Genomic DNA, 14,874 nt, shown 5'->3' with positions numbered 1-14,874 from the left:
TTGCTCTTCTCAACCCAAGGAAATACAATAGGTTTGCAAGACTAAATAATACCCCCTTCGAAAAGGAGAGAAGAACAATGAGCAAAACTAATATAAAATGCCCACGCTGTAATTCTGATAAACTATATAAGTTTGGTATGAATAAGCAGGCTAAACAAAAGTATCAATGTAAGCAGTGTAAGCGCCAATTCGTCCTAGGCGACGGTGACGGACGTCCTAAACTAAATAATCCTAAATGTCCTAGATGCGGTAAGGGAACTTACTTACATCATGCATATAAACATTACAATCGCTATAAGTGCAATAACAAGAAGTGTAATCACATAATAGTAAAACATCACACCACCAATATTGATACAGCTTCTAGTGAATTAGTTAGTGGTTCCCTTTCAATGAAAGGAATGCGTTTTCCGCTACATGTAATACTAACTGCATTAACACTATATTTTTTAAATAATTCATCAACAAGAGCCATTTCTCAATTCTTGATGATTAACTCTGGAATTAAAGTATCTCATGTCACGATAGCCAGTTGGACTAATAAATTTGCACCTTTCTTTAAACAAAAGGCTGATAAATTTAAAGCTAGTTTAAACTTACAATCTGACGATTGGCACGCTGATGAAACAGTAGTATTTATTAATGGTGAAAGATACTACCTTTGGTTAGCTATTGATTCAGAAACTAGATTTATTTTAGCATTTCATTTAACTAAATCTAGAAGTTCTGATTCAGCATACGCATTGGTAAATGAAGCTAAAAAATTTGGTGAACCAGCTAATTTTATAACTGATAGATTACCTTCATATAATGAAGCCGTGGCTACGCTATTGCCCAATACAACTCATATTCCTGTAGCTCCAATGTCTAGTGATACAAATAATAATTTAATTGAATCATTTAATAAAACATTTAAAGCCTGGTATAAAACCAAGAAAGGATTCAACTCTTTTCAAAAAGCTAATAACCTTATATATTTATTTATCTTTCACTATAACTTTATTAGACCACATGGATCATTAAATAACTGTACTCCAGCAGAAGTTGCCGGCTTCGCCAGCGATAGCTTTGCTAAAAACTCTTGGTTTTCAGCATCTTAATTAAATTTAATACCTTTGATTAACCTGCAAAAAATCAATGCTATTGTAGGCTTATTTGCCATACAATAAAACATTCAAACTTATATAATTTTCAAAGAGCAAGTAATTCTATGAAAAATCAAGCTATTTTTTCATATCAACTTAACAGATTCATAATTTTATATATTACTCTTATATTATCGAATATCTCAAAAGTATATTTAGTAGAATACCAATTTAATACATTATAGAATGAAATCTTTTTCTATAATATATAAGAATATTAGGGAAATTTCTAAAAACTATAATTTAATAATTATTTTTTAGACATTGAAAATAAAAAGTACCTAGTAAAATCACATTTTCTTACTAGGTACTCTCATCATATATGATTGTATTATTTAATTTTTATTAAGTATAAATCATATTTTTAAAATTATCTATTTAAGGATATCCCCTTAGCTTTTTTATCTTAATAAAGTTATATTAGTATTTATTACTTCTGGTTCTCTCTTAAATAAGAATTCACCTTTTCTTACTGAACAATTAACTCCTACTCTTTCTAGTATTGCGTCAAATTCATTTTTAGCATTTAATACTATAAAATTAGCATCTTTTCCTACTTCTATACCATATTTATCTTGTATATGAAGAGTTTTAGCTCCATTTACTGTAATTAGGTCTAAGGCATTATTAATTTCTTCAAAAGACATCATATGGCAAATATGAATACCAGCATCTAAGATATTCATTAGATTACCATTTCCTAATGGATACCATGGATCTGAAATTGAATCTTGTGCAAAACAAACATTTATACCTGCATCATTTAATTCCTTTACTCTTGTAAGTCCTCTTCTCTTTGGATAAGTATCATATCTACCTTGTAAATGAATATTTTCTGTTGGACATGATATAAAGTTCATATTTGATAATTTAAGAAGTTTAAATAATTTAAAAGCATAAGCGTTATTATATGATCCCATCGCACAAGTATGACTTGCTGTTGTAAGTTCTCCAATTCCATTCATATAAGATTCTGCAGCTAATAATTCAACAAATCTTGATTGTTCATCATCAGTTTCATCACAATGAAGATCTATTAATTTATTGTATTTCATTGCAAGTTCTACTGATTTTTTTACTGATTTTTCTCCCATTTCTCTTGTAAATTCAAAATGTGGTATAGCTCCTACTACATCAGCACCCATTTTTAATGCTTCTTCTACTAACTTGTCCCCACCTTTATATGAATACATACCTTCTTGTGGGAACGCTATGATTTGTATATCTACTAGATCTTTTACTTCTTCTTTTAACTCCATAATTGCCTTTAAGCAAGTAAGTTTAGGATCAGTTACGTCAACATGTGTTCTAAGATATTGAGTTCCATATAAAATTTCCTTCTTTAAAGCAATTCTAGCACGTTCTTTTACTTCTTCTATAGTCATGTTTCCCTTTGTTTCAGACCATCTTTGAATTCCTTCAAAAAGTGTTCCTGTTCCATTATTAGCACCTGGCATACGAGCTGTATATACATAATCTAAATGTATATGTGGATCAACATAAGGTGGAACAACAAGATTTCCCTCTATATCATATGATTCTATATCTTTATATTTTTTAGAAATATTAGAACCTATTTCTTTATAGACTCCATTTTCAACAAATAAATCAACTAACTCCTCTTTTCCTTTTAATTTAACATTTTTAAATATAATAGATTTCATTTAATTAATCTCCTCCCATTTAACATATAACTAATAAAAATTACTTATATGGGAAGTCTAACATTAAAACATAGTATAGTCATTGTACTAAATATATAATATTCTTTTAATATTACTGTGCATAAATAGAACATAATTATATGGATATATTTGTATTTTAAATACATTGTACCAATTCATACTATCCATTATACTAAACACATATTAAGCGCTTCAAAACAGTTTAATATAAAAATACTATTAAGACAGCCAAAAGGAGATATATTATTATGTATGAAAATGTAAAAATGACAAATATGACATGGCAAGAATTTGCTAAGAAAAAAGATGATGTTATCATCCTTCCAATAGGATCTACTGAACAACATGGTCCGCATCTACCAACTTGTGTTGATACAGTATTAGCTGAAGGATTTGCTTATCGTATAGCAGAAAAAGTAAATGGTGTAGTTGCACCTACTCTTTCATATGGATATAAATCAAAACCATTAAGTGGTGGTGGCCCTCTATTCCCTGGAACTATTGATTTAAACGGAGCCACATTACAGGCATTAGTAATGGATATTATAGATGAATTCGTTCGTGATGGATTCAAAAAAATCTTCTTATTAAGTGCTCACTTTGAAAATGAAGCATTTATCGTAGAAGCTATGGATTTATGTTCTGCTAAATATGGGGACAAGGTTGAAATACTACTTACTAACTGGTGGGATCCAATGTCACCTGACCTTATTGATAAAATATTTGATGAAGTTCCATTCCCAGGTTGGGCTTTAGAACATGCAGCTGTTACAGAAACTTCATTAATGATGTATTTTGCACCAGAACTTGTTAGAGAAGATAAGATTTTAGATACTGAAAACGCTACTCCTGGAACTTACTTCAAGTATCCTATAGAAAAAGGGATTGTTCCTGAAACTGGTATATTAGCTTCTGCTAAATCATCTTCAGCTAAAAAAGGAAAAATGATGGTAGATGACGTTGTAGAAAATATAGTTAAAATTATTAATGAAGCTTTCAAATAAACTTAACTAGAAAGAAGTAGGTATTTTATGAAAACTAAAGGAATAATTCTTACAATGTTATCCTCTATTACATTTGGTTTTGCCTTTACTCTTGGACCTTTAACTTATGGAGCTGAAGGAAGTAATCCTGTAACATTAACCTTTTTACGAAACTTTTTAAGCTTACCTTTTTTATTAATTATTGTTTTATTTTTAAAAATAGACTTAAAAGTAACAAAGAAACAATTTAGAGATTTAGTTATATTAGGATTTGTTGGAAATGCTATAACAACATTACTTTTAAACATAGCTTTTGCTTATATAGATGTAGGTATTGTAACCCCAATCCATTTTACTTATCCAATATTTGTAACATTGGGTTGTGTAATGTTCTTCCAGGAAAAATTAAGTAAGCAAAAGATATTAGCATTAATTATTGCTATGTCCGGTATAAGCTGCTTCTTTGTATCAGCACTAACCTCTTCTTCCTTTGGATCTAGTGCATTACTTGGATTAATTTTAGCAGTAGTCTCCGGAATATTCTATGCATTTTATATTATCTTTATGGATAAGAGTGGCTTAAAAGGTGAACAACCATTTAAAATAACATTTTATGTTGCATTAGCTTCTACTATAGGTATGTTTTTATATGGAGAATTTACACAACAACTTGTATTCTCTACTTTAACAACTAAAGCATGGATCATATCTGTAATATTTGCGTTTTTATGCACAGTAGTTGCACTATCATTATTACAACTTGGTATAAAATATGTTGGTGCAAGCGAAGCTGCTGTTATCACTACATTTGAACCTATAACAAGTGTAATATTTGGAGCAATACTACTAGGCGAAAAAATAACATTAATAAAAATTATTGCATGTATTTTAATTTTTGCTGGTGTATTGACACTATCCTTTACTAAAAATAAAGAAGCTTCAATTGATACCAAAGAAGCAAATAGCCTGTGACAATATTTTGTCACAGGCCCTTTTCATTTCGTAGATTTATAAACTCATAAATTAATATACTATTAAAAAGCTCTAAATTTATAATTGCATCATCTAAATCCTTTTGTAAAAGTTCCTTAATTGTTGATAATCTATAAAGCAATGTATTTCTATGAATAAAAAGTTCTTGTGAAGTCTTTATTAAATGTCTATTATTTTGAAAGTAACACTTTAATGTTCCTATTAAATTCATTCCATGCTTATTATCATACTCTAAAATAGGTCCTATATTTTCATAACAGTATTGTTCAACTTCTTTAGTATCCGTTAATTCCATAAATAACCTGATAATTCCTAAATCATCATATCTAATAATATTTGAATCTTTGCTATATATATTTATAATTGACAATGCTTTAAAAGCTTCCTTGTAACTAGCCTTTATTTCAGAATATTCTTTTCTAATTCTACTAAAACTTAAGTTAATTTCTATATCTGGATATTTTGATCTTGTAATATTCAATACTGCTTCAATAGCTTGTACTACTTTTTTCATATCATCATTACTATTAGAAAATATTAATAATAATAAATGATCTGCATACTCCATAGGAAGCAATGTATATATTTCTGTATTTAAAGTCTCTTCTAATGAATTGACTATAGTTCTATTAATATTTCCTGTATCATAACAATTATTATTTAACTTTTTTATTTTAAATAAAGAAATACAATGAAACGGTCTTATTTTAATATTATAAAATTCAGCTAAAGTATTTATATCATCACTAAAATTATTTTGGGAAAAAATAATAGATTCAAGAAAATGCTTTGCGTTTTTTGATTCTTCCCTATTCTGTTCTATTTTCAAGAAAATCTCCTGTATAATATCTACTAGTTTAATATCCCATGGCATTATAAATAGAGGCAACTTTTCTTTGTTTGACATTTCTATAATCTTGTTAGGAATATTATCTATATTCTTATTATCTATTAAAATTACTACTCCTGAAAGTCTTTTATTAATACATTCTTCAAATAGTAATAATAAATCATTATCATCTTTCTTACTTTCTTCGTATGTAACAAATAATAGCTCTCCACCATATAACCAATTTGAAATTGATTCGGTATTTCTTACATATGGTAAAGAAATTTCTCTATTTAATCCTCCTTTTCCAGCTAATAATTTTGCCTCTGAAAAATATTTAAGTTGAAATAAATCTTTACAACAAAGAGTCATAAAATCACTCCTAATATTTTATTTTCTTATTTTATATTACCATTTTATTGTAATAATTTAAATATAATTCACTAAAATTTGAAAATTAAAATAATAATCTCTTTATTTTCAATCTTTTATTACAATTTAATTAAATATTATATATAAAAAAGCTAAATAGGAATCATTACCTATCTAGCTTTTTCTTTCTTAATTTAAATCTTTTAATTATTTATATTATAATAAACTGCTCCAACTAACCCTGCATTATTTTCTAATTTTGCTGCTTCAACTCTTAGATTTTCCCCAAATTTTTTCATAACATTAGTTAATACATATTCTCTAACTGGATCTATAAATAATTTTTCTTGCTTGCTTACAGCACCACCAATTATTATTATTTCGGGATTAAAAATATGAGTTAAACTTACTAAACCCTTGCCTATATTCTCAATCCAATTATTTACTATAATCTCTAATTTTTTATTTCCTTTTTCAAGTTCATCAAAAATATTTTTACCATTTACTTTATCCTTTTCAAAAGATAAATTTTCTATATCTTCATATCTTTCTTTAACTTCTTTTATTAATGCAGTCATAGATCCATATTGTTCATAACATCCTATATTACCACAAGTACATTGTTTCCCATTAGAATTTATAGAAAAATGTCCAAGTTCTCCAGCTATTCCTATATTTCCAAGTAGAATATTGGAATTTACTATTATTCCACCACCTATTCCTGTTCCTATAGTAATTCCTATTATATTTTTATATCCTTTTGCTCTACCTATCCATTGTTCACCAATAACCATGCTATTAGCATCATTAATAACTGTAGTTTTTAACTTATATATTTCTTCAAGTTCTTTTTTTATTTCTGTATCACACCAATTTTTAATATTTCCTCCTACGCCCACAATAGTGCCTGTAGTAGTATTAACTTGACCTGTTGCCGATACTCCAATACCAGAAAGTTCTCTTGAATCTATATCATTATTATTTAAAAACTCATCTATTGATTTTTTTACTGTTTCAAATATAGGAGTTTCATAATTATCAAAAGATACACTAAAATTATCCTCTGCTATTATCTTCCCCCTATCTGTAACTAATCCTATTTTTACGGAAGTTCCACCTATATCAACACCTAAATATTTCATAATTTTACCTCTTATTTATAGCATCCATAAATCTACTTGTTATTTCTAATGGTCTAGTAATAGCACCGCCAACAACAACTGCAGTAGCCCCTAACTTTAACATTTCTACCGCTTGGTTAGGATAATGTACTCTACCTTCAGCTATAACTGGAATATCTATAGCTTCTACAAGCGATTTTACTAATTCATAATCTGGTCCATCAAGTTTAGGAGTGTAATCTGTATATCCACTTAATGTAGTTCCAACTAAGTCTACTCCTGATTTCCAGGCATTAATTCCTTCTTCTAAGTTTGATATATCAGCCATTAATAATATATCTGGATATTTTTCCTTTATAGATTTTATGTGTTCTGCTACAGTTTTTCCATCTTTTCTCTCTCTTAGAGTACAATCTAGTGCAATTATATCAGCCCCAGCTTCTACAAGTTTATCTATTTCATCCATTGTTACTGTTATATATTGTTCATATCCTTCATATGACTTTTTTATTATGCCTATAACTGGTAACTGTGTTTCTTTCTTTATTCCTATAACATCTCTAACTCCATTAGTTCTAATTGCACAAGCTCCTGCTTTTTTAGCTGCTCTTGCCATTAGTGGCATTATTGAATCATTCTCAATATATAAAGGCTCTCCTTCAAGCGCTTGACAAGATACTATTAATCCAGATTTAATTTTATTTATCATTTCTTCTTTCCTCATTTTTGCACCCCTAACTATACCTAAATTTATTTTTGATACACATTTTAATAACTTTATTTAATTATTAAATAACATAAATTTCAAATTCTCATTTTCAAAAAAATTATTTAATTCATGTCCATATTTATGAAATACTAAATGCTTTTTATTACAATTTGCATTATTAAAAATAGCATATTGTGTACTTGGAGGACATATAGAATCTAATAATGCTGTTCCAACTAATAATTCACAATTCAAGTTACTAGCAAAATTAACTATATCTATATATCCTAGCTTTTCAAATATTTCTTTTTCTCTAATATGCATTGGATCAAACCATCTGAAATAATATCTTATTCCCTCATATGCATCTATATCTAAATCCATTTCCCAAACTCTTTTAAAATCAGCTAAAAATGGATATTGTAAGGAGCATTTTTTAATATTTTTATTTAAAGCTGAAACTACCAATGCTAATGCTGCTCCCTGCCCTTTTCCGAAGGCTATCATTTTATTTACATCAGTTTTATTAAGCCTTTCTGCTATCATAGATAATATATAAGCATCTAAATATACTTTTCTGTAATACATTCTATTAATATCATCATCTAATCCATTAATTACATGACCACAAACAGTTGAGCCTTTTACCCCTCCAATATCTTCACTTTTCCCTCCTTGTCCTCTACAATCCATAGCTAAAACTGAATATCCTATAGCTACATATCTAGTAAGATAATGCCAGCTTCTGCTTGCCTCTTTATAATCATGAAACTCCAGTACTGTTGGCACCTTTCTATTTACAGCTGGAGAAATATACTTTGCATAAATTTCCGCACCATCAATTCCTTTAAAATAAATTTCATAATAATTAGCTTGTTTATTGTTAAAAAATTTTTTTATTATTTTATATTCTAATTTTTTTTCATTTACCTTTTTAACTTCATTTCTCCAATACTCATGAAAATCTTTAGGAATTATTCCACTACCTCGATATGACTCCATTTCTTTTATTGGCATGTCTAACATTGGCATATTACTCATCCTCCTTTAAAAAGAAATCTATTAGCATATCATCAAATACTCCTATTTCTTCATGAGTATAATCTGGAAAAATAACATGTTTTTTCTTAGAAGTTATATTATTATAAACAGCAAATTGAGTTGATGGTGGGCAAATATTATCCATAAGTCCTGTTCCAAATAAAATTTCTGCTTGTAATCTATGAGCTAAGTTATGAACATCTATATACCCTAGATTCATGAATACCTTTTCATTTCTTTCTCCCATTGTATCAAACCATCTTGAATAATATCTTAAGCCTTCATATGCTACTAAATCTAAATCCATATCCCAAACTCTTTTATAATCCGAAAGAAATGGATATAATGCTGCACACCTTTTTATAACTGGATTCAATGAAGAACAGGCTAACGTTATACCAGCTCCTTGACTAGCTCCATTTGCATAAATTCTATTTTTATCTATTCCCTCTAATTCTTCAGCTATCCTACATAATATTGAAACATTTTGAAATAATCTTACATAATACATATCTTTTGGATCTCCATCTAGCCCTGCAATAATATGTCCTGAAACGGTTGTTCCTTTAAATCCACCTACATCTTCTCCATTTCCACCTTGCCCTGGACAATCCATAGCTAAAATAGCACATCCCATTCCTGCAAATGAAGCTTGTTCAAACCAACCTCTACTTGCTCCTGGATACCCATGAAACTGTAAAATTATCGGCAAATCATATTCTATTTTAGGTCTTATATACTTAGCATATAAATTTTCTCCATTTATTCCTTTAAACCATAAATCATAAAAACCACAAGAGTCATTTCCAATGATTTCGCTAGGAATTATTTTGTATTCTAATGGATGTTTTTGAACTTCTTCCATTCTCTTATCCCAAAAAGAATCAAAATCTTCTGGTATAGGGTTAGTTCCCTTATATTCTCTAAGTCTTTCTAATGGCATATCTATAATAGGCACTCTATCACCCCTTTTGGAAATAGACTTTATTATATTGTTTGGATTGTAGGAATAAATCCTACAACCCAATTTCTAATTACAAATTATAAATATATACTATTATTTACTTTTCAGAGTTATCTTATATCTCATCTAAGAAATCAACACCTACAATATTATAAGTTTCTTTTAATTTCTTATATCCTTCTCTAAATTCTGCTTCTTGATCTTCTGTTAAATTTTCGAAAGGACTACGACAATATCCAGCATTTATTCCTCTCCATCTTAATACAGCTTTCATTCCTGCATAGAATGATGGTATATTTAAAGAATACATTATTATTTCAACTGCATAACGTTGTAATTTTTGAGCTTCATCAATATTTTTATTATCAATAGCTTTCTTAATATTTATAAATAGTTCTGGCATTATATTATAGAATGACCCAACTATTCCATCAGCTCCTGCTAAAAGACCTGACATAGCCATTTCATCTGCTCCTGAATATACTAGGAAGTCTTCCCCTATTTCATCCTTTATTTGTGTTATTTCATAATGAGCTAATGCAGTATATTTGATTCCTTTTACATTTTCAATTGCTGCTAATCTCTTAATAGTATTCATTCCTAATAAGCCAACTAAAGGTACATTATAAACTATCATTGGGAGACTGCATGACTTTGCAATTTCTTCATAATATTTAACAATTTGATTTTCATTAAATTTCCAGTAGAAAGGCGGAACACTTGATATTCCATCTGCTCCTACGGATTCAGCATGTTTTGCAAGATCTATTGATAATTTAGTTCCTATAGCTCCTACATGAACTACAACTGGAACTCTTCCTTTATTTTCATCCATAACTATTTCAACTACTCTTTTTCTTTCTTCACTACTCATAGTGAACCCTTCACCAGTTGAACCAGTTAAATATAGTCCATCTACACCTTTATCAATTAAGTATGAAACTAGTTGTCTCATTCCTACTTCATCAATATTCTCATCTTTATCAAAAACTGTTAATACTGCTGGGATTACACCTTTAAAATCTTTAATGTCAAATTTACTCATTTATTATCTCTCCTTTAATTGTTCTTCTGCTAGGTGACATGCAACGAAATGCTCTTCACCATCTATAATATATTTTTTTAACAAAGGCCTTTCTTTTTTACAAATATCCATACATTTTTTACAACGTGGATGGAAATTACATCCTTCTGGAGGATTAACAGGACTTGGTACATCTCCTTCCAAAATTATACGCTTTTTCTTTTTATCTAAATCAGCAATTGGAATTGCTGAAAGTAAAGCTTGTGTATATGGATGTAAATTATTAGAGAAAATCTGTGATGTTTCTGCAAGTTCAACTATTCTTCCTAAATACATTACTGCTATTCTATCACTAATATACTCAACCACACTTAAATCATGAGTTATAAATATATAAGTTAGATTTCTTTCATCTTTAATCTTTTTTAATAAATTTAAAACTTGAGCTTGAATTGAAACATCTAGTGCTGATACTGATTCATCACAAATAACTAATTCCGGATTAATACAAAGTGCTCTTGCTATACCAATTCTTTGTCTTTGCCCACCTGAAAATTCATGGGGATATCTATCCATATATTCTCTACGCATATTAACCGCTTCTAATATGTCTCCAATTAGCATTCTTCTATCATTTTTATCTTTAACTCCAAACTTTTTTAGAGGATCTGATAGAGATTGATATATAGTAAATGCAGGATTTAATGACGAATGTGGATCTTGGAATACTATTTGCATTTTCTTACGAGCTAAATCCATTTCCTTTGCTCCTAATTTTCTTAAATCCTTCTTTCCAACATCTCCTTTGAAATCATAAATCATTTCTCCACCAGTTGGCTTAACTAATTGAAGAATTGATTTTCCAAGTGTAGTTTTTCCACACCCTGACTCTCCTACTAGACCAAGAGTTTCTCCCCTATAAATAGTCAAATCTATATCATTTACTGCTTTAACAAATTTAGTAGGCTTTTTAAACATTCCACTCTTAATCGGAAAGTGTGTTTGGGCTCCTTTTAATTCTAATAAAACTTCTCTATTTTCCACTTGCCATCACCTCCTCATTCTTCTTAAGATTGTTTTTTAGAACCTCTTCATGTCTAAAGCAGCGGACCATATGATTTTCTCCTATAAGTTCTTCTACCGGCATTTTCTTACACTTGTCACAAGCATAATTGCATCTTGGAGCAAATTGACATCCAATTGGTCTGTCATATGGATCTGGTGTTGATCCTTTAATAGGATTTAATTCCTGATCCTTTCCTTTTCCTAAAACAGGAATTGATTTTAATAATGCTTCTGTATATGGATGAGCAGGCGTTCTTAAAATCTCTTCAACTGAACCACTTTCAATAATATTTCCCATATACATTACAGCAACCTCATCTGCAAGTTCACTAACAACTCCCATATCATGAGTTATAAGAAGTATTGCTGTATCATTTTCCTTTTTAAGTTTGTCCATAAGTTCAAATATTTGAGCTTGAATTGTAACATCTAATGCAGTTGTAGGTTCATCTGCTATTAAAACATTTGGATTACAACTCATAGCCATTGCTATCATAGCTCTTTGACGCATACCACCTGAAAATTGATGCGGATACTCATTTATTCTTTGTTCTGGGAAAGGTATTCCCATATCCTTAAGTAATTCTAAAGTTCTTGCTTTCGCATCTTTTTTAGATACCTTTTCATGACATAATATGTTCTCAGCTATTTGATAACCAACAGTATATACTGGATTTAAAGCTGTCATTGGATCTTGGAAAATCATTGCAATGTCTTTTCCTCTTAATCCCCTCATCTCTTTTCCGTTTCTAGCTAATTTATCTATTCTAATATCACCTTTATCACCATGATATATAATTTCACCCTCTTCTATTCTGGATAATTTAGGTAATAATTGCATAATTGATGATGCAGTAACACTTTTTCCACAACCTGACTCTCCAACAACACAAAGTGTCTTTCCCTTTTTTATCTGAAAGGAAACTCCATTTATAGCTTTGTTACATCTTTGATTAGTATAAAAATAAGTTTTTAGATTTTTAACTGTAATTATAGGTCTGTCTTTCATATCTATTCCTCCTTAACCTTGTTGTGTTGGATCTGTTGTATCACGAAGACCATCTCCGACGAAGTTAATACTCATAACAAATAGTGAAATTACAATTCCTACTGGTAACCATAACCACCAATTATTTTGTAGTGTAAACATATCTTGTGAAGCATTTAATATATTTCCCCATGTAGCAATTTCAAGAGGAACTCCAAGTCCTAAGAAACTTAGTGAAGCTTCTTCTAAAATAAACATCGCTGTACTTAAAGTTATGTTAACAACAATTGGTCCTATAGCATTTGGTAACATATGTTTATAACAAATTAAGAAGTCATTTAATCCAAAACTTTTTAATGATTGAACATATTCTTCTTCTCTAATTGATAATATCTTGGCACGTGCCATACGATAAACACTACCCCATCCAGTTAAAATAAATATTATTATAAGGTTAGTCAAACTTTGTCCTAATATTGAAACTAACATTAATACTAAAACTAATTGAGGGAATGACATAAACACTTCTGATATACGTAGAACTATTCTATCAAACCAACCACCTTTATAGCCTCCGTAGCAACCTAATAAAACTCCAAAGAATGCACATCCTAAAGCACTTCCAAGTCCAATTAAAATAGATATTCTTCCACCATATAAGACTCTTGAGAAAACATCTCTTCCAACTTTATCCGTTCCAAACCAGTGCTCTGATGATGGCTTTTGTAAAACATTTGCCATGTCAACCTGTAACGGATCATATTTAGTTAATACTGGTGCAAATATTGCGGATAATAAAATTATAGCGAATATAACAATTCCTATAACAGCTAGCTTATTATTCATAAGTTTTCTTAATGAACGATTTACTTTTTTCTTTCCTAACTCTCCTGCTTCTTCTAGCTGTCTGATTTTATCTAATTTACGATCAAATCTACTTTTTTTAACTCTTACTTCTGCCATATTATCCTCCTAATCTAACTTAACACGTGGGTCAAGTAAAGCTGTTAATACGTCAACTAAAAAGCTTGAAACTAATACTGCCGTAACTGTAAGTAATGCTATAATCATAACTAATGGATAGTTTTGAGCACGTACTGCAGTAGCAAAAGCACTTCCAATTCCTGGCCATCTAAATACTGTTTCTATAATTACTGCTCCACCTATTAAAGTTGGAAGTCTAAAACCTATTAATACAATAACAGGTGTTAAAGCAACTCTAAATCCATGAATTAAATTTACTTTCCATTCAGGTAACCCTTTACTTCTTGCTGTGCGAATATACTCCTTATTCATAGTATCTAACATACTTGAACGTGCATATCTCATTACCCCTGCTGTAAGAGATATTCCTAATACAAGAGCTGGTAATATTAAATATTCATAACGATCTATAAATGCTGTTTTCCCTGGCATCATACGTCCACCTACTGGTAACCAACCTAAATTTAATGAAAAAATTAATATACATACCATTCCAAAGAAGAATTGTGGTATTGATACACCTATCATACCTGCTACAGTTAGTAAGTTTTCTGTTAAAGTACCACGACGAATAGCACTAAATAATCCTAAAAGACTTCCAAGTATTGTTGATATAAGTAATGCCGCTATAGCTAACTCTAAAGTAGCTGGTAATAAATCTTTAAGTATGTCTTTTATAGCAACCCCACTAGATACACTATATCCAAAATTTCCTCTTAAAATTTCACCAAGCCATCTAAAATAACGTAAAATAAATGGGTCATTTAAACCATATGCTGCACGTATTTCATCTAACTTATTTGGATCTGCATTGGCCAATAATTCTGGGCTAATCATGTGAGATACCGCATCTCCTGGAGTTAATTCAAGTCCTAAATAAATTATAAATGTTATAAGCAAAAGCATAGGAATTAATCCTAATAATTTTTTAATTATGAACTTTACCATAATGTCCCTCCTTGATTTGAAGA

14 protein-coding genes are annotated in these 14,874 nt (G+C 29.6%); 3 read left to right on the top strand and 11 right to left on the bottom strand.

Features of this window, described 5'->3' with window-relative positions:
• Positions 1 to 77 precede the first annotated feature (77 nt).
• A complete protein-coding gene (locus CP523_RS10815) occupies positions 78 to 1,100 on the top strand; it encodes an IS6 family transposase (RefSeq protein ID WP_120140473.1) in 1,023 nt (340 codons plus the stop codon).
• Between the two features lie 446 nt (positions 1,101 to 1,546).
• On the opposite strand, the gene codA is transcribed toward CP523_RS10815, so the two are convergent.
• The gene (gene codA, locus CP523_RS10810) at positions 1,547 to 2,809 is read right to left on the bottom strand and encodes a cytosine deaminase (protein WP_066674088.1); all 1,263 of its coding nucleotides are present in this window, start codon (positions 2,807 to 2,809) and stop codon (positions 1,547 to 1,549) included.
• A gap of 269 nt (positions 2,810 to 3,078) precedes the next feature.
• Here codA and CP523_RS10805 point away from each other — a divergent pair, with 269 nt between their 5' ends.
• Together CP523_RS10805 and CP523_RS10800 are read left to right on the top strand one after the other, a co-directional pair.
• Positions 3,079 to 3,834, top strand: coding sequence for a creatininase (locus CP523_RS10805; RefSeq protein WP_066674091.1), 756 nt, complete (start codon positions 3,079 to 3,081; stop codon positions 3,832 to 3,834).
• Positions 3,835 to 3,861: 27 nt separating this feature from the next.
• Positions 3,862 to 4,785, top strand: a complete 924-nt coding sequence (locus CP523_RS10800) for a DMT family transporter (protein ID WP_066674092.1) — start codon at positions 3,862 to 3,864, stop codon at positions 4,783 to 4,785.
• Positions 4,786 to 4,795: 10 nt separating this feature from the next.
• Here CP523_RS10800 and CP523_RS10795 read toward each other — a convergent pair whose 3' ends face one another.
• The 10 genes from CP523_RS10795 to CP523_RS10750 all read right to left on the bottom strand — a co-directional run bounded on the left by CP523_RS10795 (position 4,796) and on the right by CP523_RS10750 (position 14,851).
• Positions 4,796 to 6,007 carry a PucR family transcriptional regulator gene (locus CP523_RS10795; protein WP_066674094.1) on the bottom strand — a complete coding sequence of 404 codons (1,212 nt, stop codon included), beginning with the start codon at positions 6,005 to 6,007 and terminating at the stop codon, positions 4,796 to 4,798.
• A gap of 203 nt (positions 6,008 to 6,210) precedes the next feature.
• Positions 6,211 to 7,149 (bottom strand): ROK family protein, encoded by a 939-nt coding sequence (locus CP523_RS10790; protein ID WP_066674096.1) that lies wholly within the window; start codon positions 7,147 to 7,149, stop codon positions 6,211 to 6,213.
• A gap of 4 nt (positions 7,150 to 7,153) precedes the next feature.
• Positions 7,154 to 7,852, bottom strand: coding sequence for an N-acetylmannosamine-6-phosphate 2-epimerase (locus CP523_RS10785; RefSeq protein WP_066674098.1), 699 nt, complete (start codon positions 7,850 to 7,852; stop codon positions 7,154 to 7,156).
• Between the two features lie 57 nt (positions 7,853 to 7,909).
• Positions 7,910 to 8,869: an acetylxylan esterase gene (locus CP523_RS10780; RefSeq protein WP_066674099.1), complete on the bottom strand. Its 960-nt coding sequence runs from the start codon at positions 8,867 to 8,869 to the stop codon at positions 7,910 to 7,912.
• 1 nt (position 8,870) lies between these two features.
• Positions 8,871 to 9,836 (bottom strand): acetylxylan esterase, encoded by a 966-nt coding sequence (locus CP523_RS10775; protein WP_066674100.1) that lies wholly within the window; start codon positions 9,834 to 9,836, stop codon positions 8,871 to 8,873.
• A 121-nt stretch (positions 9,837 to 9,957) separates the two neighbouring features.
• On the bottom strand, positions 9,958 to 10,887 hold the full coding sequence (locus tag CP523_RS10770) for a dihydrodipicolinate synthase family protein (RefSeq protein WP_066674101.1): 930 nt from the start codon (positions 10,885 to 10,887) through the stop codon (positions 9,958 to 9,960).
• 3 nt (positions 10,888 to 10,890) lie between these two features.
• Positions 10,891 to 11,844, bottom strand: a complete 954-nt coding sequence (locus tag CP523_RS10765; protein WP_083089395.1) for an ABC transporter ATP-binding protein — start codon at positions 11,842 to 11,844, stop codon at positions 10,891 to 10,893.
• A 55-nt stretch (positions 11,845 to 11,899) separates the two neighbouring features.
• Positions 11,900 to 12,940 (bottom strand): ABC transporter ATP-binding protein, encoded by a 1,041-nt coding sequence (locus CP523_RS10760; RefSeq protein ID WP_066674109.1) that lies wholly within the window; start codon positions 12,938 to 12,940, stop codon positions 11,900 to 11,902.
• A gap of 12 nt (positions 12,941 to 12,952) precedes the next feature.
• A complete protein-coding gene (locus CP523_RS10755; protein WP_066674117.1) occupies positions 12,953 to 13,882 on the bottom strand; it encodes an ABC transporter permease in 930 nt (309 codons plus the stop codon).
• Between the two features lie 9 nt (positions 13,883 to 13,891).
• Complete coding sequence (locus CP523_RS10750; protein ID WP_066674119.1) at positions 13,892 to 14,851, bottom strand: ABC transporter permease; 960 nt, start codon at positions 14,849 to 14,851, stop codon at positions 13,892 to 13,894.
• Positions 14,852 to 14,874 lie beyond the last annotated feature (23 nt).

The sequence above is a fragment of the Clostridium septicum genome, from assembly GCF_003606265.1.
In the GTDB taxonomy this organism is placed as follows: Bacteria; Bacillota; Clostridia; order Clostridiales; family Clostridiaceae; genus Clostridium; species Clostridium septicum.
The sequence above is the reverse complement of the archived record's forward strand: the minus strand, read 5'-3'. Positions and strand labels throughout refer to the sequence as shown.

Bases quoted from the DNA above. Each gene is read 5' to 3' on its own strand.
- CP523_RS10815 (WP_120140473.1), top strand. From the start codon at position 78: ATGAGCAAAACTAATATAAAATGCCCACGCTGTAATTCTGATAAACTA.
- codA (WP_066674088.1), bottom strand. From the start codon at position 2,809: ATGAAATCTATTATATTTAAAAATGTTAAATTAAAAGGAAAAGAGGAG.
- CP523_RS10805 (WP_066674091.1), top strand. From the start codon at position 3,079: ATGTATGAAAATGTAAAAATGACAAATATGACATGGCAAGAATTTGCT.
- CP523_RS10800 (WP_066674092.1), top strand. From the start codon at position 3,862: ATGAAAACTAAAGGAATAATTCTTACAATGTTATCCTCTATTACATTT.
- CP523_RS10795 (WP_066674094.1), bottom strand. From the start codon at position 6,007: ATGACTCTTTGTTGTAAAGATTTATTTCAACTTAAATATTTTTCAGAG.
- CP523_RS10790 (WP_066674096.1), bottom strand. From the start codon at position 7,149: ATGAAATATTTAGGTGTTGATATAGGTGGAACTTCCGTAAAAATAGGA.
- CP523_RS10785 (WP_066674098.1), bottom strand. From the start codon at position 7,852: ATGAGGAAAGAAGAAATGATAAATAAAATTAAATCTGGATTAATAGTA.
- CP523_RS10780 (WP_066674099.1), bottom strand. From the start codon at position 8,869: ATGCCAATGTTAGACATGCCAATAAAAGAAATGGAGTCATATCGAGGT.
- CP523_RS10770 (WP_066674101.1), bottom strand. From the start codon at position 10,887: ATGAGTAAATTTGACATTAAAGATTTTAAAGGTGTAATCCCAGCAGTA.
- CP523_RS10765 (WP_083089395.1), bottom strand. From the start codon at position 11,844: ATGTTTAAAAAGCCTACTAAATTTGTTAAAGCAGTAAATGATATAGAT.
- CP523_RS10760 (WP_066674109.1), bottom strand. From the start codon at position 12,940: ATGAAAGACAGACCTATAATTACAGTTAAAAATCTAAAAACTTATTTT.
- CP523_RS10755 (WP_066674117.1), bottom strand. From the start codon at position 13,882: ATGGCAGAAGTAAGAGTTAAAAAAAGTAGATTTGATCGTAAATTAGAT.
- CP523_RS10750 (WP_066674119.1), bottom strand. From the start codon at position 14,851: ATGGTAAAGTTCATAATTAAAAAATTATTAGGATTAATTCCTATGCTT.